Genomic DNA, 21933 nt, shown 5'->3' with positions numbered 1-21933 from the left:
TAAAATCTATAGTAGACTAAAAAAGATTATTAAATTATAATATAACATATGATAAAAGACGAGAAATCGAAAACAATTTTTGAAGTGGAAGGGGCAGTAACTGCTTTACTACCTGCAGCAGAATTTAGAGTGAAACTGGACAATGAACATGAGATTATCTGTCATGTATCAGGGAAAGTGAGAAGAAGTAAAATACGCATCATTATAGGGGATAGGGTGTTAGTTGAGATGAGCATTTACGATAGGAATGCGAGAAAGGGTAGGATCATTAGAAGGCTTAAAGGTACAAGTGACAGAACGATCTCTAAATAATCTTATTCTTGCTTCATCATCGAAAAGGCGTATAGCTTTACTAAAACAAATAAACATTGAGCCAGGTTTAATTTTGCCAGCAGATATAGATGAAGCCCCTTTAAAAAAGGAACTTCCGAAGGATTACTCAATCCGTATGGCAAAAAGTAAAGCTGAGAAAATACAAAGTTTAAATTCAAATTATTTTGTGCTTGGTGTTGATACAGTTGTTGCTTGTGGTAGAAGGATATTGCTCAAAGCTGAAAACGTTGAGCAAGCAGAAAAATGTATCCGCTTGTTATCAGGAAGAAGGCATAGAGTATACACCAGTGTATGTCTATTAACTCCCGATCAATCTAAACAACATATCAGGACTGTGGTTACAATAGTGAAATTTAAACGTCTCAGTGAACAAGAAATTAAGTATTATTTAGCATCAGAAGAGTGGAAAAATAGGGCGGGGGGATGCAATATACAAGGCCTAGCTGGAGTGTTCGTATTGTTCTTACGCGGCTCCTACTCTTCCGTTATAGGGTTACCATTACATGAAACCTATTGTTTGCTAAGCAATTATTTTAACTTCAATTTATATTGAAATACCTTTATTAGTATCTTTTTTTTGTTGTGACTCAGCAACCTGTTTAGCCCAATCTAGTGGTCTTTTATTTCTGTTAGCTAATGCAATTCTATTGCGATCATAACCATCAGTGTGTTCTGTTAAAGTATCTCCTCTTTCTTCTTCTATTACTCCAGCTTTCAGTTGTGCTTCATCTTTCTCTAGTAATTTATATAGTTCGCTATTTTTATCTACAGTTGGATTAGTGTCATTATTTTCTCGTTCTGCCACTGTTTTTTCTAACCACTTACGTGTAGGGTCATATTGTTTACCTTCTCCTATCTTTTCTAAAATGTTTTCTGAGAATGAATCTTTAGGAATATTTTCTTTAGTAGCCTGTTGTGCCGGTTCTCTTAACCCTTTATCCGGGTTTCCCAATGCTCCTTTTAACTCACTCGTATCTCCGATTTCTTTTGGTTCAATGTTTTCTAAGCTCTTCTTTAACTGTTCAGGATTTACTTGAGATTGTTCATTATTGTCATGAGTTGGAGATGAATAGCCCGAATCGTTTGCTTTTATGTCTGTTGAGCTGTCTTTTAGCAACCCAACTTCTCTCAAGCGTTTTTTAGTTTCTTCGCTAATCTGACTCTGATCAGCTGATTTTAACCCGAGATTTTCTTGACCTAATGTATTTTTAAGTTCTTCAAATAGAGTTAGATTACTTTGTCTAATATGTTCTTCTAATTTCCTTCCTACCTGTTTTAAATCTGTTTGAGATTTACTATCACTATTAGTTGGAGATATATAGCCTGAATCACTTATACTATTTGGTGTTGAAGCAGAGACACTAATAGTTGGACCTTCCACTATTTTTACATCTGCTAAATCGTCTTTTTGCAATCCATCTTCTTTATCTTGTGACAGTTTATCAGTAGGATCAACTTGCCTTAATCCTCTATTATCCTGCTGTGATCTATCTCTGATTTCTTTAAGAAGATTTTCAGGTGGAGTTTGATCACTTTGTTCAATGTTCTCTAAGCTCTTCTTTAACTGTTCAGGATTTACTTGAGATTGTTCATTATTGTCATGAGTTGGAGATGAATAGCCCGAGTCACTTTTATTATTGAGTGCTGTAGCAGAGAGCGGCTGTTCACTTTCTTTCCACTTAGCATCACTAGCATCTTGGTTATCACTGTTATCTGGAGAAGATGAATAAGGAATTATGTCCTTTAATGTCTCTAACGGTGATGGGTTATTTTTTCTACTTCCTGCAATTGATGCTTTTCTATCATCAACATCAATGTGCCGTAAGTTGTTTTTCTTGAAATTTCTGATGTCTTGTAACAGATCGCCTTTGCTATTTCCTTCTTGTTGCTGGGTTTTAGGTTGTTGCTGATCATTAGGTGTTTGCTCACTTCTATCTGGTTTTTGGCTTCCAGGTACAGCATGTCCAAATGTAGGATTGTCATACCGTTCATCTTCTTGCCTATTATCTTGATTGTGGCTTACAGACTTGGTGAAAGTAGAACTATCTGAAGAATCAGAAGTTGCACCTTTTTGCTGATTATTAGGTGTTTGCTCATTTTCGCGCAAGTCATCTGGTTTTTGGCTTCCAGATTTGGCTCCCCCTTGCTCATCGAAAACACCTTTTTTAGGTGGTAGTGAACTAGTTCTAGGTGGAAGTGGCGGAGGAGTTTTTTTGTTCTGAGGATTCTCCTCAAAAAGCGATTGTAGGTTATAAACTTGACCTCCCGAATTTGCTTCTCGTGCTGCTTGTCTAAGCTCACGCTTTTCTTTAGCCTCCTGAGAATTAATTTTATCGTCAAAATCTTTTCCAATTCCGCTATCGTAAGACTGCCTTCTGCTGTTAGATTGTAGTCCAAAATGTGAATGGTGGTCTTCTTTTTTTTGAGTTATATCAGTAGCTTGAACGCTAACACCTCTATTAACATCAATTCTTGTTGTAGTTTCAGATGATAGCTCGTTACTGTCTTTATTATGTTGCATCTCATTCGCTTTTCCTTGTCCTTTCTCCCTGAATTGTATTTCATGCAAGAATAAACCACCTATTTTTACATCTCTGTTTACTTCTAACCGTTCTAGAGAAAAATCATCACCTTTAACAAGGTCTACACCGTTAGCATCAATCTTAATTTTGATCTTACATTCCTTCCCCTCCGCATACCACTTTAAAGTCATTTCATATGAACCATCAGTTACGACATAATGTCTTATTTTTTTCCCTTCTTCCTCGGCAACAAAACCATGCATTCCGCTCTTTCCATCACTATGCAATGTTGAAAATCCCGAGATTTCATTCTTCTCACAAAAATCACTGTTTAAAAATTCGCTGATTTTAAACTCTTTTTTGTTATTTCCCAGCGTAATACTTGCGTGATTACCGTATATTGAAACTCCTGCAACATCATCAACATACTCTTTCAACCTTTCTTTAACTTCACTTTCAAGGTCTTGTCCAGCTTTCTTTGTCTTGTCGCATTTCTGAAGAATAACTCCATATGCTTTATCTTTGTTTTCTTCTTCGTCCCAATTCCAGTTGGCGTGTTTTGTTAAAAACTTTACTGTGTTAAAATCAACTCTAGCATTATAAATTGGGTCGTCTTCCTTTTTTATTTTATCAAATAAAGGAAAAATTTCTTGAATGCGCTCATTATAAATGTGTTCTTGTTGTGTATCGTTAGTGCCCATATATCCCTCACTAATAACCCTCTGCCTTTAGTTCTAGCTAATACTAGCTAATATAATTATCACAAGCATTGGTTGAATTTTTATTAAGGAAGGTTGTGTTACTAATGTGATGACACAAGCTATTTTATGGTAACATCAAACGATTTAAGTTGTCATTCCAGTCTGGAATCCAGCCTTTCACGAACCCCATCAAAAATGTTGTGTTTTAACATAAGATTAGCTACTTTTATGCTCACTAACTTAGTGCCAATCAAGATTCCTGGATCCCAGTGTCTGGGCACTGGGATGACATCCTTCTTGGCGGAAATCACTCTTATATCACAACAGCTGCATAGCCTAAATTGCTTTAGCTATAGCTCTGTTTTTGCAACTTCAAATATCTGCTACTCATAGTAAACACTTCTGGATCTTGAGAGGTTAGCTTGAGTATAGCGAGTATGTTGATAAACAACAAAGCAGCAATCGAGATATCAGCAACATCCCATAGCAACCGGACTTTACCTATCGCACCAAGCGGAATGATCATGGTAAAAATTACAATCCAGATTTTAGTGTATTTATTATCCATAGACACATAGCGTATTGTCTGTTTTGAGCAAAAAAACCAAGTAAAAATAGTAGTAAAGGCAAAACAAAACATTATGGCCATAATTAAATAGTCAATATAGGGCCAATTCATAGCTTTTCTAAAAGCAAATATGCACATGTTAGTACTCTCTAAATCAGTGACCCAAGAATCTGTGACAAGCAGTACCATTGTTGTAATAAACACTATGAATGCAACTATAAAAGGCGATATTATTGTGATTAGGCTCTGTTCAATAATAAATTTATTATTATTTTTCTTAGGAACAATTGAAGAATGTACGATTCCTTCGAGGCCAAGCCCTATATCTGTTGCAAAAATACCTCGCAAAGTTCCAACTTGAATAATAGTCAACATTTCTAAAATCAAACCTAGAGATAAACCAGAGTTAAAGCTACTAGTTGTAAAAAAACTGCTTGTTATTAGTTTTAGAGAAGGAAGAATATTTTCACTAAATTTAAATAATATGATACCGCAAAGTGTTAGGTAACTTACCGTCATTATCGGTATCATAGCCGATATAAAAATTTTAATTTTTTTTAAGCTGAGAGCTGCAACAACAAAAAATATTATGGCCATTACAATGCCACCAACAACTACAGGCACATCTATCATATTAAGTGGTATTGATAGAGAATTTACCTGAACAAGGTTACCAACTGTTATTGAAACCATCATCATGATAACTAGAAAGACAATTGTGGCCTTCCTAGAGTTAAACGCATCAGTCATGTAGGCTACAGGGCCACCTATAAACCGTTCGTTCTTTTCCTTTCTGGTTTTTATACTTAGATAACAAGTGACATATTTTATCACAGAAGTGATAACAATAATTATTGCCATCCATAAAATAGAGCCCGGTCCTCCGGTTTTTAGAGCAACAGCAGTTCCTGAAATATTTCCTACTCCTAAATTTCCCCCTAAAATTGTAAACAGAGCGGCTATAGAAGAAAATTTATTTTCTCCTTTTTTAGCTCCAAGGAGTGAAAGGGCGTATGGTAATCTAAATACCTGTAGCCATTTTAGTTTAATCGATAGGTAAACACCAGCAACTAGCATGAGTAATATTGTTGGCAGTAATAAAACAAACTTTACTGTATCCATCTGTAAAAGTGAGATTTTTATTTGAGTATACAACAAAAATTGAAAATACCTAACCTATTTTCTATGTATGACTTCGTTTCCGTCATTCTAGAAACCTTTTCTTGTCATCCAAGTAGCGTGACACATAACTGTACGAACATTGTAATATGGTACAATGTTAAGACGATGTCATTCCAGTGCTTGACACTGGAATCCAGCTTTTAATGCAACCCCTCACCAAAAATATTGTGTTTTAACATAAGGTTAGCTACTTTTATACTCACCAACTTAGTGTCCAATCTGGATCCCAGTGAGCTTTGTTGCATAGCAGCAGAAAAATTAGNNATTACTGACAAAATTCATTATAAATAGCGATTTAACTGTTGAAGAAAAAATATGCCACAAAAAATGAGGGTCAGTAACCATAGCGAATATAACAAATTTCTAGAAAAAAGAGGAAATATTTTTCATTATATCAACGAAGCCATAGAAAAGTGGTACGAGAATGGTCCAAAAATACCAGGTGGCAACAATATTTATAGCGATAAAGTTGTAATTTTGGTGCACATAATAACTTGTTTATTTAGAATAGGCCTGAGGCAAACAGTTGGGTTTATAGCAGGATACCTTGAGCAAATTGGGAAAAATTTGCAAGTTATCAGCTATTCACAATCATCAAGAAGGTTTAAGAAACTCAATATTAAGATCAATGATTGCAGAAAATAATATGGAAGATATCGAAATTGCTATAGACAGTACAGGAATTAGTATATACAACAACACTCCTGGTCATAGCAAAGAAAATAGCGAAGATAGAAAGTATCGCAGCTATGAACAGACAAGAAAATTGCATGTAATGTTGAATACAAACAGCAAAAAAGCCATAGCTGTGAAATACAGTAACGGTGTCTACTCTGATCACTATGGAGCTTGTGATTTGCTAAAAGAAGTCGATTTTCAGTATGTCATAAAAGTACTATATGCAGATAGGGCATATGACAGAGAAAAGCTCTATAAGCTGTGTAATCAATATGGTATAAAAACGAAAATTCCTCCGAAAAACAACGCAACAGAGCATCCAAAGTTAGACTATATGGCTGAGAGAAATTCTGCAGTCAAGATCATAAAGTCATATGATGAAGATGGTATAAAGAAGTGGAAAAAAGAGATGAGTTATGGAAAAAGATCTTATATAGAAGGTTTTTTCTCGCGATTAAAAAAGACATTTGGATTTAGTTTTAGGAACAAATCTGAAATGAATCGTGAGAGGGAACTGCTACTCAAATGTTATTTGCTTAACAAATTTACTGAAATAGGCATGGCTAAATTAGATATTGCTAATAAGACATTAAGAGGTTGTCCGGAAACAAGTAAAAGGCTATAATATCTGAAATTTTAGTACGGGGTAAAGATGAGAAAAAAGTATCCAACAGATCTAAGCGAAAGGGAATGGGCAAGAATAGAAAAACACTTCAGAGTATCATACAAGAAAGGAGGAAGGCCGCCAAAGTATAGCAAAAGAGAAATATTAGAAGCAATTTTCTATGTATTGCGTACAGGGTGTCAATGGCGGTATTTACCAAATGATTTTCCGCTATGGAAGACTGTGTATGAGCAGTTCAGGCAATGGAAGAAGCAGGGAATTTTTGAGAAAATGAATTATGAAATTACAAAATATAGTAGAAGAAAAATAGGAAGGAATGAGCAGCCGAGTGCCTGTATAGTAGATAGTCAATCTGTAAAGACTACAGAAAAGGGGGGATCAAAGGCTATGATGGAAGTAAAAAAGTAAAGGGTAGAAAAAGGCATATAATTACAGACACTCAGGGTTTTATACTAGGTTGTTACGTAGGCGCTGCTAACGAAAATGATAGAGATGGTATTAAAATAGCATTAAACAATATGAGAACAAAATATACTAAAGTTAAAAAAATGTGGGCTGACATGGGATACCAAGGAAGAAATTTAAAGAATCACATAAAGGAAGAATATGACATAGATATTGAAATTGTTAAAAGGCCTCCATGTAGATTTTGGGTGCACAAAGATACGCCACCTGAGCTACTACCAACAAGAGAACAAGGGTTTAAAGTACAGCCAAGAAGATGGGTTGTAGAAAGGACTTTTGCTTGGGTTAATAGGAATAGAAGGCTATCGAAGGAGTATGATTTACTCACAACATCCACTGAGAATTTCATATACCTAGCTATGAGTAGGGTTATGTTAAAGAGGGAATATGCTTGAATTTACTAGTTTCCGGACAACCTCTAAAAGTATTTTCTAAAACGAATGATAAACGTCTAAAATGGTATTACCAACTAAAAGGTGTAAGTTTGTACATTGATGCATTAGAGGTCTGAGGCGACTTTTGATGGTGTGCCAACAATGCTCTATCGGATTTAGATCTTACTATTACCCACAAATATAAATGTTTGTTGCATAGCTCTTAATGGCATAACTTTTGCTTGAAATAACTGTTTATATGGTGCAATTTACAGCTTTTAGTTGCTAAAATTATAACTCTTAGTTTAATAATTTTAATCTAATAAGCTTTCAGGTTAATAAAATTAAATTATTTGAGTAAATACAATACTATGTTTTTATTTGTGGGTAATAGTAAGGCTTAAAGCAAAATGTAGTACGAACGGTAGGTGGATCTAAAAGATCGAATTACAATCCTGTATACAGCATTTTGCATTATTGTTTGATTATATTTATAGGTACAAAAATGGCTAGAATAATTTTCATGGGAGTAGATGTTTCCAAGGAAGCATTGGACATCTCAATTAATGGCAAGCATAAGCGCATAGCAAACGTGAGTGATGCTATATCTAAGTTTATAGAAACAAATATAGTCGATTTACCCATCAAGTTATGTGTAAGCTGGTGGCTATGAAAAGCTCATTATAAAATTGTTGCAAGATAACTGTCCATAAAGCTCACCCGAATCGGGTATATGCATTTGCCAAAGCTTGCAATCATTTTGCAAAAACTGACAAGTTAGATGCTAAATTACTGGAAAAATACGCTGAATTTGTCAGTAAAGACGGTAAAGTAAAAGGATGTATAATTTCACAAAAGCAAGAGGAATTAAAGGAGCTGGGGGCAGTTGAGCGTAATTTAAATGATGCAATTCATGCAAACAAGTGTCGCCTGCAAAGTGCGACGGGAAAAGCTAGAGAATACATAGAAAGACAGATAGGGTTTACTGAAAAACAATTGAAAGAAATTAGGCAAGACATAGAAGACGCAATAGCTGAATTGAAAGGAAAAAATGAGCTTTTAATCAGCTATAAAGGTATTGGATCAAAGACGGCGAGCGTTCTACTGACAGAGGTGCCTGAGCTTGGTAGATTAGAGAATAGAGAAATTGCATGCTTAGTTGGAGTTGCACCTAAAACTAGTGAAAGTGGAAGAAAAGTTGGCAAAGCTCAAATCAAAGGAGGCAGGTTTTATGCAAGGAAAGCACTATACATGTCAGCTCTTGTTGCTATGCGCCACAACAGAAAAATGAAAGCGTTTTATCAGCGTTTACTTGATTCCGGACAACCTCTAAGGTTGCATTAGTTGCTGTCATGAGAAAAATTATCGTTTGTTTAAATGCCATGATAAAAAATAACAACTTTTATCTTGACTCTTAAGACGGTAGATGACAGACCATTGATTGTATGGGTTCCATCTGTTATATATAATCTTTTTGAATACGAAGAAAACTGATGAATGAGTATGATATTACGGTTATAGGTAGCGGTCCTGGTGGTTATATAGCGGCAATTAGGGCGGCACAGCTTGGGTTTAAAACTGCAATTGTGGAAAAAGAAAAAAATTTAGGCGGTATATGCTTAAATTGGGGATGTATACCAACAAAATCACTGCTTAGAGCATCTGAGGTTTATAGGCTAATAAAAAGATCAAAAGAGTTTGGTATAGAAGTAAAGGGAGCGAATTTTGATATACAATCAATAGTGAAATACTCAAGAAACGTTGTTGATAAATTGTCAAGCGGTGTTGCATATTTGATGAAAAAAAATAATATCAAAGTTCATCAAGGTTTTGGTAAACTTGCAGGCAATGGTACTATAAAAGTCGTTAGCGATAAGGAAGAACAAGAAATTGTTTCCAAGCATATCATTTTGGCAACAGGCGTGAGGGCACGGAATCTGCCTGGAATAGAGGCAGATGGAGATTTAATATGGAATGCGCAGCACGCTATGACTCCAGAGAGATTACCAAAATCGCTACTAATTATAGGGTCTGGTGCAATTGGAATAGAATTTGCAAGTTTTTATAGTACTTTGGGGGTTGATGTAACAATCATAGAGATAAAGAGCACTATTTTGCCGCTGGAGGATAAGGACATTTCAGATTTAGCACAAGAAATATTCACAAAACAGGGGATAAAAATATATACAAACAGTAGCGTAAAAGCTCTTACTAAAAGTAAAGACTCTGCTCAAGTGCTACTAAGTAGTGGTGAGAGCAAAGAATTTGAGAGGGTGATTGTTGCGGTTGGAATTCAAGCAAATATTGAAAATATAGGTTTAGAAAATACAAAAATTAAATTAAGCCCTTCTGGCTTTATTGAAACGAATGAATGGTATGAAACTAGTGAATCAAATGTGTATGCAATAGGTGATGTAGCTGGCCCACCATGTTTAGCACATAAAGCGAGCCATGAAGCCGTGATCTGCATTGAAAAGATTGCTGGTAAAAATGCTCATGCGTTAAAAAAAGAATGCATACCAAATTGCACTTATTCTCATCCACAAATAGCGAGCATCGGCCTTACTGAGGAACAGGCAATAAAAGGTGGGTATGATATAAAAATAGGAAAATTTCACTCTAACTTTAATGGTAAATCTGTTGCACTCAGTGAAACTGAAGGGTTAGTGAAAACGATTATAGATAAAAAAACCGGAGAAATTCTGGGTAGCCACATGATAGGTGCAGAAGTAACGGAGTTAATTAGCAATTTTGCTCTTGCAAAGCAACTAGAAGGAACAGACTTCGACATAAAATCTACGATTTTTCCTCATCCAACCATTTCAGAGATGATACATGAATCAGTGCTTGCTGCAGATGTTAAATAGTTGAACTAACGTTCCATCGTTTTAGAGTTGTCAATGTCTTGAGTAGTAGTTTGATTAGGCACTTTAGTTTCAATAGATTGATTACCACCAGCATCAGAATTCTGTAACTCTTCTTTCAATCCCTTAGCTGCTTCTTTAACTTCAAGCTTTGCCTTTGGATGAAGATCTTCTGGGCCTTTTCCTTTAGTATCCAAACCTTGTTGTAGATTAGTGCTTTTCATTTTATTATGCTGCTCGTGCTCAGGTAGGTCAACGACCGAATTGAAAAGAATTTTTATTATATTTTTTAGCAGTTCTAAAAAACCTCCGCTTCTGCCTTCTCTTTGTTCTTGAGGTTTATTTTTCTCATTAGGTTCTTTTTTACTATTACTTTTAGGCATTTTTAACTCAACTATCATAATGCTTAATAAAATTCTACGTGCAAATTGTTAAATAACAGTTAACAATCTAGGATTTATTATTTACAGATGGATATTATTTTAGCAACAGGTGGCACAGGTGGGCATATCTTTCCGGCCATAGCTTTAGCAAAAGCACTAAAGACACAAGGATACAATTGCATATTATTCACTGATAAAAAAACAAATAAAAATACCGACATAGAAAGCTACACCTTACCATTACGTAGACCAAGCAGCAACAAATTTAAGTTTTTCCTTTTCTTGATATACAGCTCTATGTTAGCACTGTATCAAGTAAGAAAATTAAAACCAAAATCGGTCATTGGTTTTGGTAGCTATGCTTCTTTTCCAACTCTTCTTGCAGCAAGAGTTCTTTCTATACCTATAATTTTACATGAACAAAACACAGTTTTAGGGAGAGTAAATAGATTCTTTTTCAAGAGTGCAAAATTAATTGCAACCAGCTTTCCGGAGACTAAATATGCAGAGGGCAATAAATGTATTTTTACAGGAAATTTTGTTGATATAAAAGCACAGAGCCATTCTAGCACTGAGAAAATCCTAAATATATTGGTCATAGCAGGCAGCCAAGGTGCAAATTTTTTTGATGATGTAGTAAGCAGCGTAATTTGTGATTTACCTATTAAAATGAAAAAGAAAATTAGAGTGACGCAGCAATGTACGAAGAAAAATGTAAACAAGGTCAAAAGTCTATACAAAAGTGAAAAGATCGATTGTGAATTGAGTGAATTTTTTGATGATATGGAGAATAGACTGGCCAATGCTCACTTGGTAATTAGCAGAGCAGGAGCAACTTCAATAGCAGAGATCACTCTTGCTAGGCGTTCTGCTATATATATTCCTTACCCTTACTCAAAAGATAATCACCAATTTTATAACGCAAAATATATTGAAGACTCGAGAGCAGCTATAATAGTTAAGCAGAATAGTGAAGCAAAAAAAAATCTAACAGAGGTACTATTTGATCTATTAAATAATTCTCAAAAATTGCGTGATATGACCAATAGTACAGAAAAAACAGGGATAAAGAATGGGACTACTGAGTTTGTTAAGGTGATTGTTCACAGGTTTAGTTGATGGCTGCTTGCTTTTTCTTCAAACACGTCCCAAAGATCCTTTTCTAGCGATATATTATACAATTTATTGATATAAACTACTCCCGTGGGTGAAGTTGTGTTAATTTCGAGCAGGAAGTCATCTATAATATCAATACCAACAAATATTAGCCCTCTTTTCTTTAATTCAGGACCAATTTTGTTACATATTTCATTGTTTCTATCGTTCATTTGAGCGGGCTCAAAACTTGCTCCAAGTCGCATGTTTGTTCTGATCTCTCCACTGATTTTTGGAATTCGTTTCATTACACCAATTGGTTGGCCATAAAGTAGCAATATTCTTTTATCTTTATCTATGTTTTTACAAAATGATTGTGCAATCACAGGGCATTCGTATTTTGCTATCATGAGATCCACTACTACTTGAATACTATTCTCATCTTGTATTCTTATCACATCGTTTCCTCCATAACTATACAATGGCTTCAGAATAATATCTTGATAGTTGTAGTAGAAATCTCTAATCATTGATATATTTTCAGTAATCAAAGTTGGCGGAATTAGTTCTGGAAATAATGAAGTTATCAATTTTTCAGGACAATTTCTTATTTCTGTTGGATTGTTAATTACCAATGCGCTAGTTTTTTCTAAGATATATGTTGTTGTAATGTAACGCATATCAAAAGGTGGATCCTGTCTGATAAATATGATGTTCATTTCATTCAAGTTGATAGCTACATCTTTTTTGGAGATAAAACTAAAATCATCAACGCTGACTTTCTGAGCAAAAGCAATTGGATAGTTTAGCTTTAGTGCTAAATTATCAGGAGTATAAACAAAAATTTCATACCCCCTCCTTTGTGCTTCTTTTATTAGCGCAAATGTAGTATCAGTTTCAAAATTTATATTTTCATCCATCTGAAAGGCAATTTTCATTTATGTTCTCTACCTATTGTCACAACTGTACAAATGTTATAATTTGAAAGCGATTTTTGCCTAATGGCGTAACTTACTGTACCTGTATCGTACATAACTTACAACTTGTTTTACTCCCTTTACTTTTCTTGCAATTGCTATTACAGCTTTTAATTCCGCTTTATTTTGGGCTATACCCATCAAATAAACAACTCTATCAACCGTATTAACGCTATAATTAATTGACTTAATATTTCTTTTTCCCAGGAGTCTTGTTCTTATTTCCGCTGTTATCATGCCATCTACAGTGGTGTCTAGCATGGAAGCCATTTGAATTGGTATTACTCTTATTTCATTTATCACTTCTTTAATTTCTTTTTGCTGCCAAGCTATTTTTTCTGCTGTAAGTTGTTTTTCAGGAGTGTCAACACTTCCAATGAGCAATACTCTTCCTTCACTTACTTTAACCTTTATGGATGAAAATAGCCCATGTTTTAAGAGCCCCTTATTAATTCTGATGACCATAGTCGTATCATCAATGATATTTCCCAAGGATTTGTCCTGCATTGTTATTGCTGTTGCTGCCGCTGTAGCCACCACACCACCTATTATAAGGGTTGTGCAACCACTTTGTGTAATCAAAAAAATTGCGAGTAAGAAGCTTGTTATTAATCTCATTATTGATTTTCAGGGTTTAGAGGTTTCATTAAGAAATGTTAATAAGCTTTTTTGATTGTGTAAATACCATAAATTAAGTAAGACTTTAAACCTTGAATATTTTTAATGGAATACCTATAATAGGGTACTAAAAATTTCTTGCGGATATGGCGGAATTGGTAGACGTGCCAGGTTTAGGTCCTGGTGAGCTTGCTCGTGGGGGTTCAAGTCCCTCTATCCGCACTTTAAAGTCATGTAACTTAGGTTTTAAGGGAAAATTTATAATCACTAAATACACTTTTGTTTGTGTAAAAACCTGTTCTTAAGGATTGTGTTTAACTTAAATTCTGGTAAAATGACTCTATTAAGATATGAATTAAAATGTTAATAAATGAATTATGATGTCTAATAATATACCTCAAAATACAGTCGAAGTAAGTAGCGTATATACCTACAAAGAGCTTAGTATAGATAAACTAAAGTATGAGTATGAAATCACAGTTGGTAGTGATTATATAAAACAAAAGGTAAATTCCAGGTTGCAAGAGATAGCAGAAAATGCAAAATCACCTGGATTTAGGGCTGGAAAGATGCCCTATGACCTTGTTGTTGCAAATTATAAAAACGAGGCTTTGGAATATGTGATAAATAATACAATTGATTATTGCTCAAGTGATTTGATGAAAAAAATTGAAGTCAAGTCTCACATTTATCCTAAGGTTGATGTTATATCATTACCAGATCTGGGCAAAGAAAATGAGGAGGGCAATTTTGTATACAAGCTATCTTTTGAGTCGATGCCTGAAGTACCAGTGATAGATCTTGACAAAATAAACTTAAAGAAAATTGAAGCAAAGATTGAAGAGGAAGATATAAAAGAATTTATTGATTCTATTAAAACAAAGTTCCCCAATTTCGCCTCTGTTGATGATGCTTCTTATCAAGCGAAAGATGGGGATAAATTGATAATTGATTTTGAAGGGCGGATTAGGAATAAGCTCTTTCAAGGTGGAAGTAGCAAAAATTTTGCCGTTAATTTAGGGTCTGGCACATTTATTAATGGTTTTGAAGATCAATTAACTGGTATGAAAAAGGGAGAAACAAAGAACTTTAAGTTGAAATTTCCTGAAAATTACCAAGCCATTTCCCTTGCAGGACAGGAAGCTGATTTTTCTGTGCGAGTTAATGAGATTCAAATTGCCAAAGATTTTGAAAATGATGATGAAATAGCTAAGAGTATTGGGTTTAAAGATTATTCTTTGCTAATAAATCATGCAAAAAAAATGATTGGTGATCAGTGCACCGAAATGAGAAATCTCTTAATTAAAAAGGAGCTGTTTGATTATTTGGATGCTAATTATAGTTTTGATTTACCCACAGACATAGTAAAACAGGAGCAACAAAGAATGGAAGGAGAATTGGGTGCTCAAAATGATTCTCGTAAAGAAGCTGAAAAACGTGTAAAGCTTGCTATGTTATTTATGAAATTTAGTGCAGAACATAAAATATCATTAACTCAAAATGATGTTTTGAGTGTTATTGTAAATCAATATGTCAGTAAAGATGTGCAATTTGACAGAGTACTTAAGCATTTTGAATCAAATAAACAATTTCAAGAATTAGTTAGAGGGCAAGCGCTTGAGTATAAAGTGACAGATTATATAATAGAAAAAGTTAGTAAAGAAGAGCAGATTGTTTCTGTGAAAGAATTAAAGGAATTATTTGATAATATTTAATAGGGAAAGGTATGACTCTTATACCAATTGTAGTTGAACAAACTAGTCGCGGTGAGCGCGCTTATGACATATATTCAAGACTAGTGAAAGAAAGAATAATTTTTGTAACAGGTCCTATTGAAGACAATATGGCCAGTGTAATAGTAGCACAGCTTCTATTTTTAGAATCGGAAAATCCCGATAAAGACATTTGTATGTACATCAACTCACCAGGTGGTGTTGTAACTGCTGGTTTGTCGATCTACGATACAATGCAGTATATAAACCCAGACGTTTCAACTTTATGTATAGGTCAAGCTGCGTCTATGGGTTCTTTATTGCTTGCAGCTGGTACAAAAGGTAAGCGCTACTCTCTACCTCATTCAAGAATTATGATACATCAGCCATCTGGTGGTTATCATGGTCAAGCAACTGATATAGAAATACATGCTAATGAAATTTTGCGGGTTAAGAAAAAACTAAATCAAATTTATGAAAAACATACTGGAAATTCACTGAAGAAAATTGAAGGAATGATGGAAAGAGATAAATTCATGGATCCTGAAGAAGCAAGGAAAATTGGCTTAATTGACAGGGTGATAGCTGAGCGTACAGATATTGAAATTGAAAATATTAAAGTTAAACAAAAGGTGGGTTAATGGATAACAATAATGATTTACACTACTGTTCTTTTTGCAACAAGGCGCAAGATGAAGTAGATAAATTGATTACTAACTCTTCGGATGGTTTAAAGGTGTTTATTTGTAATGAGTGCATAGAATTATCCCATAAAGCAATAAGTCAAAAGAAAGATAGATCTTTTAATTCAGATCGTATATCTGATATGAAGCTATTACTAAAGAAACCTGAGGATATAAAAAACTTTCTCAGCAAGCATGTTGTAGGTCAAGAACACGCGCAACACGTTTTATCTGTAGCTATGTATAACCATTGTCAATCCATGGTACAATTTCATGCTATAAGTGATATTGAAATCGAGAAGTCAAATATAATGCTTATTGGTCCCACTGGTTCTGGTAAGACTTTGCTAGCCAAAACACTTGCTAAAGTTTCAGATGTGCCATTTGCTATGGCTGATGCGACAACTTTAACTGAGGCAGGTTATGTGGGTGATGATGTAGAAAGCGTGTTGTCGCGTTTATTACAAGCTGCAAATTATGACGTTGTAAAAGCACAGCGTGGTATAGTGTTTATAGATGAAATAGACAAAATTACAAGAAAATCTGAAAGCACTTCAATAACCCGTGACGTTTCAGGTGAAGGGGTCCAGCAAGCTCTGCTTAAGATTATGGAGGGTACAGTTGCTTATGTTCCGCCACAAGGAGGGCGAAAACACCCACAACAAGAGTTTATACAAGTGGATACTAGTAACATACTGTTTATTTGTGGAGGAGCTTTTGAAGGCCTCGATAAAATTATTGAAGCGAGAAAAAAGGGAACGTCAGTTGGCTTTGGAGCAGATATAAGTCAGTCTAAAGAGCAAAAGAAAAAGAATGCTTTACATGATGTTCAACCTGAAGATTTAATCAAATTCGGTTTAATACCCGAATTTGTAGGGCGGGTTCCAATAACTGCTGTTTTAGATGAGCTGGATCATGAAGATTTAATACATGTGTTGACAGAGCCAAGGAATGCACTAATAAAACAGTACAAAGCATTGCTTGCGTTTAGCAAAGTAAACCTTGAGTTTTCAGATGAAGCAATATCAGCTATTGCTAAAAAGGCTATAAGCTACAAAACAGGTGCAAGAATGTTACGTGCTATCTTGGAGTCACTTTTGCTTGACATTATGTATACATCTGGAAACGGAGGCTTTGAAGGTAGCACTATAGTAATCACTAAGAAAATGGTAGAATTAGGAAAAGCAACGGTTAATCATAATAACAATGGCAATGTTATAACGGTTAATGATTAATTTGAGGCATATATTATGAACATTGAACGTGCTGTAAGCTCTAGTTTTACTGCATTGCCAGTATTACCTTTAAGAGATGTAGTAATTTTTCCAAATATAATGGTGCCTTTATTCATAGGCAGAGAAAAATCTGTTAATGCACTAGAGTATGCAATAAGTAGTAGTAATCACCAAAATGAGATTTTTCTTGTAGCACAGAAAGATGGCTCTGTTGATAATCCAGAGCCTGAAGATCTTTATGAAGTAGGTGTGTTAGCAAGCATTGTACAACCGTTAATAAAATTACCTGACAATGCAGTAAAAGTTATAATCCGGGGGATAAGAAGGGGAAGAGTTGTAGAATATATTAGCTCTCATACTTTATTACAAGCCAGGGTAGAGTTAGACAATTATTATAAAGAAGATGAAGACAATATTGATTTAGAAGCTTTAAGGCGGTCTGTTGTAGACGCGTTCGATAGCTGGTGTAAGCTAAACAAGAAAAATCAACCCGAGGTTGCCATTAACTCCATTGATCAAATCAAAGAAGTTGATCAACTTGTAGACACGGTAGCTTCACATTTAAATATAAAAGTATCAGATAAACAAAGTATACTTGAGGCTTATGACCCAGAAGAGCGTTTAAAAAAAGCTTTTGCTTTTATTGAGAGAGAAATGAGTATTTTGAACGCACAAAACCGTTTATATAAGACAATTAAATCGCAAGTTGAAAGCACTCAGAAAGTTTACTACCTTAACGAGCAATTGAAAGCTATACAGAAAGAATTAGGCGAATTTGAGAATGGTGATGAAGGGAATATACTCAATGAATTTGAAAAAAAGATAAATGAAACAAAGCTTTCTCAGGAAGCAAGAGAGAAAGCTATAACTGATTTGAAGAGATACAAGAAAATGAATCCCATTTCTCCTGAAGCTACAGTTATATCTAGTTACTTGCATTGGTTGCTTGAGTTGCCATGGGGAAAGTACAAAGATGCAAAAATTAACTTAAATGCAGCTAAGAAAATCTTAGATGAAAATCATTATGGCATAGAGAAAGTAAAAGATAGAATAATAGAATTTTTAGCGGTATTAAAAAGAGTAAAAGAGATAAAAGGTCCTATACTTTGCTTAGTTGGACCGCCAGGTGTTGGTAAAACTTCTTTAGCTAAGTCTATGGCAAGAGCAGTAGGAAGAGATTTTGTTCGCATAGCTCTTGGTGGTGTGCGTGATGAGTCTGAGATACGAGGGCATAGGAAAACTTATATTGGCTCAATGCCTGGTAAAATCATTCAACACATGAAAAAAGCTAATTCATGCAACCCGCTTTTTCTGCTTGATGAAATAGATAAGATGGGTTCTGATTCGCGTGGCGATCCTGCGTCTGCATTACTTGAGGTTTTAGATACTGAGCACAATAAACACTTTACGGATCATTACTTGGAAGTTGAGTTTGATCTTTCAAGTGTAATGTTTGTAGCTACGGCAAACAGCTTAAATTTACCACATCCTTTGCGTGATAGGATGGAAATTATACAATTGTCCGGGTATACTGAAGATGAAAAAATCAGTATTGCTACACACCACCTTATTCCGAAGTTAAAGAAGGAGCATGGTTTGTATCAGAAGGAATGGGACATAACTAATGAGGCGTTATACGAGTTGATACGTTTATATACACGTGAAAGTGGTGTGCGGAGTATGGAAAGGGAGCTTGCAAAGCTCATGAGAAAGGCAGTTAAAGAAATATTGACTGATAAAAATAAGAAAATATCCGTAGGGGTTGACAATTTACAAGATTATTTAGGGGTACGTAAATATACCTTTGGCATTGCGGAAAATGAGAGTTTAGTAGGAATAGTAACTGGGCTCGCCTATACTGAAACAGGTGGTGATATTTTGATGATAGAATCAGTCCTAATTCCGGGCAAGGGAGAAATAAAATACACAGGAAAGCTTGGAGAGGTTATGCAAGAATCTATAAAAGCTGCGTATAGTTATATTCGATCAAATTGTTTGTTTTTTGGTATAAAGCCCGAAAAATTCCAAAATAATGATATACATTTGCATGTACCTGAGGGTGCTGCACCAAAAGATGGCCCTTCTGCTGGCGGCGCGGTATGTACGTCTATTGTTTCTCTTATGACAAATATACCAGTTAACAAAAATGTTGCTATGACAGGCGAAGTGACATTGCGTGGTAGAGTTTTAGCTATCGGGGGCTTGAGAGAAAAATTGCTTGCAGCGCTCAGAGGATCAATCAAAACTGTGATTATACCAAGTGAAAATGAGAAAGATATGCAAGAAATTCCGGCAAGCATCAAAGAAGGGATCAACGTAGTTTTTGCTAAGAATATTGATGAAGTTATGAAAGTTGCTTTAATGCACCCTACTACTCCAATTAATGGTGATGATAATCAAAATAGTGTCCCTTCCTCTATAGAAAATAAAGATGATACTTTTCCTATATCGGAAACATTGAAGCATTAGATTAAGAAAATATTATCAATCTCCATTTCTCTTTTATCCGGCAAGAATCTACCAGCTTGTGCATTCCATAAGGATATGACTTGCTTTGTTGTTATGTCATTCATATTTTTTACTTATTCTATCTCCCAGTTTTATTCAAGTAGATGATATATTATAATAGTCCTTTTCATGGAAACCTTTTCTGGTAGATTGCTTTCTAGAAAAACCTTGGTCAAGGTGCTAACTGTGGTTTATAATAATATAAATCATATCATAGTTGATTTGCGTTTATCAGAGCTGGAGTAGAGGTATGTTTTATCTTACAAATTTTTTGCCTATTTTACTGTTCCTATTTCTTTTTGTAGGAAGTGGTATATATTTTACTATTCTTGGCGTGTCAAATGCTTTTTATCAGTTATCTCCACTGGTAGCCATTGTTCCTGCCATAGCTCTGGGTTGGGTTTTATACAAGGGCAATACTGAAGAAAAAATGTATGCCTTTCTAGATGGGGTAAGAGATCGTAATATTATCACTATGTGTACCATTTTCTTACTTGCAGGTGCATTCAGTGAAGTAACTAAAGCAATCGGTAGTGCTGATGCCACAGTTAATTTGGCTCTTTCATTTATACCAACACAATTTTTACTCATAGGATTATTTTTTGTAGCAGCTTTCATCTCCACTGCTATTGGTACATCAATGGGCACCATTGCAACAATTGCTCCTATTGCAGTTGAACTGACACAAGCTGGGATTTCTCCTTCCTTAGGAGTTGCAACCGTTGTAGGAGGAGCAATGTTTGGCGACAATTTATCTATTATCTCTGATACTACAATTGCATCTGTGATGTCTCAAAAGGCTGATATAAAGAAAAAATTAAAACTGAATGCAAAAGTGGCACTAATTGCTTCTATATTCACAATAATTATATTATTTTATAGCTCAAGCAATAGTGCTGCTATTTCAGTTAAGGAGTATTCTTTATTGCTTGTGACTCCTTACATAATACTTATATTGCTTGCAAACTTTGGAATAAATGTATTTACGGCATTGGTTTTAAGCATAACTTTTGCTGGAATCATTGGATTTATAAATAACAACAATCATGGTTTATTGTTTTTAAGCCAAAACATCACCAAAGGGTTTATGAGTATGCATGAAATTATGCTACTGTCATTGATGGTTGGCGGGCTTTCAGGACTGGTAGGTAAAAATTCTAAGGAGCTTGCAGATAAACTTTCATCTTGGGTTATGATACAACGTGGTGGACAAAAAACTGCGCAATTATTTATTGCAAAAATAGTCAGCATATTTGATATTTTACTTGCAAATAACACCATCGCTATAATTTTTAGTGGTGAAATTGCTAGAGATATTGCTAAGAAATATGAAATACCGCCTCACTATAGTGCAGCATGGCTAGGCATATTTTCTTGTGTATTTCAAGGATTAATACCGTATGGCGCTCAATTGCTTTTGGCTAGCACTATTGCTGGAGTTTCACCTTTGGCAGTCGTGCCACACGTATACTATTGCTATGTTTTAGGTATTATTGCAGTGTTATATATTGTATTGAACAAAATTGAGAAAAAAGATTGTGCTTAATATACAAGACAACGCTCCGCTCTGTAGAAAATGGATGTTCTTGGCAGTATGTGCTCTTGCTTGCTCTGGGTTACTGTCAATAATTGTTATTTTTCTACGATTGCCTTTTATCTCCTCTCTTGTTCCTTCTGCACAATATATTTTTGATAATGCGCTGGTAATACACGTGAACTTGTCAATTTTAGTGTGGATGTGCTCTATAATATCTCTGCTCTTTATCATAAACCTACAAAATACCAATAGTTGGTTTAACTTTTCATGGGTTCTATCAACCCTTTCGATGCTGCTCATGTTTATATCCGCATTCGTTCCAAACACTGAAGTTATCAAAAGTAACTATATTCCCGTATTACAAAACAAATTATTTTTACTTGGACTCAGTTTATTTATTGCCAGTATATTAGTAAATACAATGCTAGCATACACATCAAAAAAAGAGGTTTCATTTCTCTCTGTTGGGCAAATTGGGCTAGTTATTATACTTGTATCGTCATTTCTTTGCTTTGTTTTAGCATATAATAATATGCCTCCAGGTCTATATCACTCAGATAATAATTTATTTTACGAATATCTCTTTTGGGGAGGCGGACATTTATTGCAGTTTGCTTTTACTCAAGGAATGTTTTTAGTCTATTTAATAATGCTAAGTTCCAATGATATTAGTTTAGCTTCAAACAATAAAATTACTATTTTACCACTATTTATAAACACGATTTTAGCTGTAGGCGCACCGTTTGTATATTTTGTTTATCCAGTTGATAGTGCCAAGTTAATACAGTTTTTTACTTGGCATATGAGGATTGCTGGAGCAGTTTTGCCGTGCTTTTTGATAATATTAGTGTGCTACAACATCAGAACTTTTAT

Annotated in this window: 16 protein-coding genes, 1 tRNA gene and 3 pseudogenes (1 of these 20 running past the window's edge); 14 read left to right on the top strand and 6 right to left on the bottom strand. The window is 34.8% G+C overall.

The window, feature by feature from the left end; genetic code table 11:
- The first annotated feature begins 48 nt into the window (after positions 1-48).
- Both infA and WG67_RS01455 read left to right on the top strand, forming a co-directional pair.
- The gene (infA, locus tag WG67_RS01460; protein ID WP_007550159.1) at positions 49-312 is read left to right on the top strand and encodes a translation initiation factor IF-1; all 264 of its coding nucleotides are present in this window, start codon (positions 49-51) and stop codon (positions 310-312) included.
- Positions 290-886: a Maf family nucleotide pyrophosphatase gene (locus WG67_RS01455; RefSeq protein WP_070356792.1), complete on the top strand. Its 597-nt coding sequence runs from the start codon at positions 290-292 to the stop codon at positions 884-886. Before infA ends, WG67_RS01455 begins: the two co-directional genes overlap by 23 nt.
- Here WG67_RS01455 and WG67_RS01450 read toward each other — a convergent pair.
- The 3 genes from WG67_RS01450 to WG67_RS01445 form a co-directional block, all read right to left on the bottom strand.
- Entirely contained in the window at positions 878-3556 is a 2679-nt protein-coding gene (locus WG67_RS01450) for a hypothetical protein (RefSeq protein WP_070356791.1), read from the bottom strand. The two genes, WG67_RS01455 and WG67_RS01450, sit on opposite strands and share 9 nt — an antisense overlap.
- A 152-nt stretch (positions 3557-3708) precedes the next feature.
- Positions 3709-3867: a hypothetical protein gene (locus WG67_RS06590; protein ID WP_153296804.1), complete on the bottom strand. Its 159-nt coding sequence runs from the start codon at positions 3865-3867 to the stop codon at positions 3709-3711.
- A gap of 35 nt (positions 3868-3902) precedes the next feature.
- Entirely contained in the window at positions 3903-5246 is a 1344-nt protein-coding gene (locus WG67_RS01445) for an alanine:cation symporter family protein (protein WP_038198671.1), read from the bottom strand.
- Between the two features lie 375 nt (positions 5247-5621).
- On the opposite strand from WG67_RS01445, the pseudogene WG67_RS06865 reads away from it, so the two are divergent.
- The 4 genes and pseudogenes from WG67_RS06865 to lpdA all read left to right on the top strand — a co-directional run bounded on the left by WG67_RS06865 (position 5622) and on the right by lpdA (position 10315).
- A pseudogene (locus tag WG67_RS06865) lies at positions 5622-6609 on the top strand (IS5 family transposase).
- 27 nt (positions 6610-6636) lie between these two features.
- A protein-coding gene (locus tag WG67_RS05955) for an IS5-like element ISWpi1 family transposase (protein ID WP_094189578.1) occupies positions 6637-7469 on the top strand; the annotation gives its coding sequence in 2 pieces (ribosomal slippage) (positions 6637-7006 and positions 7006-7469; 834 coding nt in all).
- A 484-nt stretch (positions 7470-7953) separates the two neighbouring features.
- Positions 7954-8866: pseudogene (locus WG67_RS08095) on the top strand (IS110 family transposase).
- A gap of 75 nt (positions 8867-8941) precedes the next feature.
- Positions 8942-10315: a dihydrolipoyl dehydrogenase gene (lpdA, locus tag WG67_RS01415; RefSeq protein WP_010962518.1), complete on the top strand. Its 1374-nt coding sequence runs from the start codon at positions 8942-8944 to the stop codon at positions 10313-10315.
- Positions 10316-10320: 5 nt separating this feature from the next.
- Here lpdA and WG67_RS01410 read toward each other — a convergent pair whose 3' ends face one another.
- Positions 10321-10713, bottom strand: a complete 393-nt coding sequence (locus WG67_RS01410) for a hypothetical protein (RefSeq protein ID WP_006279962.1) — start codon at positions 10711-10713, stop codon at positions 10321-10323.
- 69 nt (positions 10714-10782) lie between these two features.
- Between WG67_RS01410 and murG the strand changes: the two genes are divergently transcribed.
- Positions 10783-11814 carry an undecaprenyldiphospho-muramoylpentapeptide beta-N-acetylglucosaminyltransferase gene (gene murG / locus WG67_RS01405; RefSeq protein ID WP_007549072.1) on the top strand — a complete coding sequence of 344 codons (1032 nt, stop codon included), beginning with the start codon at positions 10783-10785 and terminating at the stop codon, positions 11812-11814.
- On the opposite strand, the gene gshB is transcribed toward murG, so the two are convergent.
- Both gshB and WG67_RS01395 read right to left on the bottom strand, forming a co-directional pair.
- The gene (gene gshB, locus WG67_RS01400) at positions 11799-12728 is read right to left on the bottom strand and encodes a glutathione synthase (protein ID WP_038198626.1); all 930 of its coding nucleotides are present in this window, start codon (positions 12726-12728) and stop codon (positions 11799-11801) included. The two genes, murG and gshB, sit on opposite strands and share 16 nt — an antisense overlap.
- 60 nt (positions 12729-12788) lie before the next feature.
- Positions 12789-13385: a BON domain-containing protein gene (locus WG67_RS01395; RefSeq protein WP_010962515.1), complete on the bottom strand. Its 597-nt coding sequence runs from the start codon at positions 13383-13385 to the stop codon at positions 12789-12791.
- 140 nt (positions 13386-13525) lie between these two features.
- On the opposite strand from WG67_RS01395, the gene WG67_RS01390 reads away from it, so the two are divergent.
- From WG67_RS01390 to WG67_RS01360, 7 genes and pseudogenes are all read left to right on the top strand, one after another.
- Positions 13526-13607, top strand: a tRNA-Leu gene (locus tag WG67_RS01390).
- A 158-nt stretch (positions 13608-13765) separates the two neighbouring features.
- Positions 13766-15100, top strand: coding sequence for a trigger factor (tig, locus tag WG67_RS01385; protein WP_010962514.1), 1335 nt, complete (start codon positions 13766-13768; stop codon positions 15098-15100).
- Between the two features lie 11 nt (positions 15101-15111).
- A complete protein-coding gene (gene clpP, locus WG67_RS01380; RefSeq protein ID WP_006280254.1) occupies positions 15112-15738 on the top strand; it encodes an ATP-dependent Clp endopeptidase proteolytic subunit ClpP in 627 nt (208 codons plus the stop codon).
- Positions 15738-17015, top strand: a complete 1278-nt coding sequence (gene clpX / locus WG67_RS01375) for an ATP-dependent Clp protease ATP-binding subunit ClpX (protein WP_006279985.1) — start codon at positions 15738-15740, stop codon at positions 17013-17015. The genes clpP and clpX overlap by 1 nt, the downstream gene beginning before the upstream one ends.
- 15 nt (positions 17016-17030) lie before the next feature.
- Positions 17031-19484, top strand: a complete 2454-nt coding sequence (gene lon, locus WG67_RS01370) for an endopeptidase La (RefSeq protein ID WP_070356789.1) — start codon at positions 17031-17033, stop codon at positions 19482-19484.
- Between the two features lie 289 nt (positions 19485-19773).
- Positions 19774-21069: a Na+/H+ antiporter NhaC family protein gene (locus tag WG67_RS01365; protein ID WP_070356788.1), complete on the top strand. Its 1296-nt coding sequence runs from the start codon at positions 19774-19776 to the stop codon at positions 21067-21069.
- A 34-nt stretch (positions 21070-21103) separates the two neighbouring features.
- Positions 21104-21933, top strand: a pseudogene (locus WG67_RS01360) (cbb3-type cytochrome c oxidase subunit I) (it continues 430 nt past the right edge of the window).

The sequence above is a fragment of the Wolbachia endosymbiont of Drosophila incompta genome (assembly GCF_001758565.1).
In the GTDB taxonomy this organism is placed as follows: Bacteria; Pseudomonadota; Alphaproteobacteria; order Rickettsiales; family Anaplasmataceae; genus Wolbachia; species Wolbachia pipientis.
Note: the sequence above shows the minus strand (reverse complement) of the source record. Positions and strands in the feature narration are given on the sequence as shown.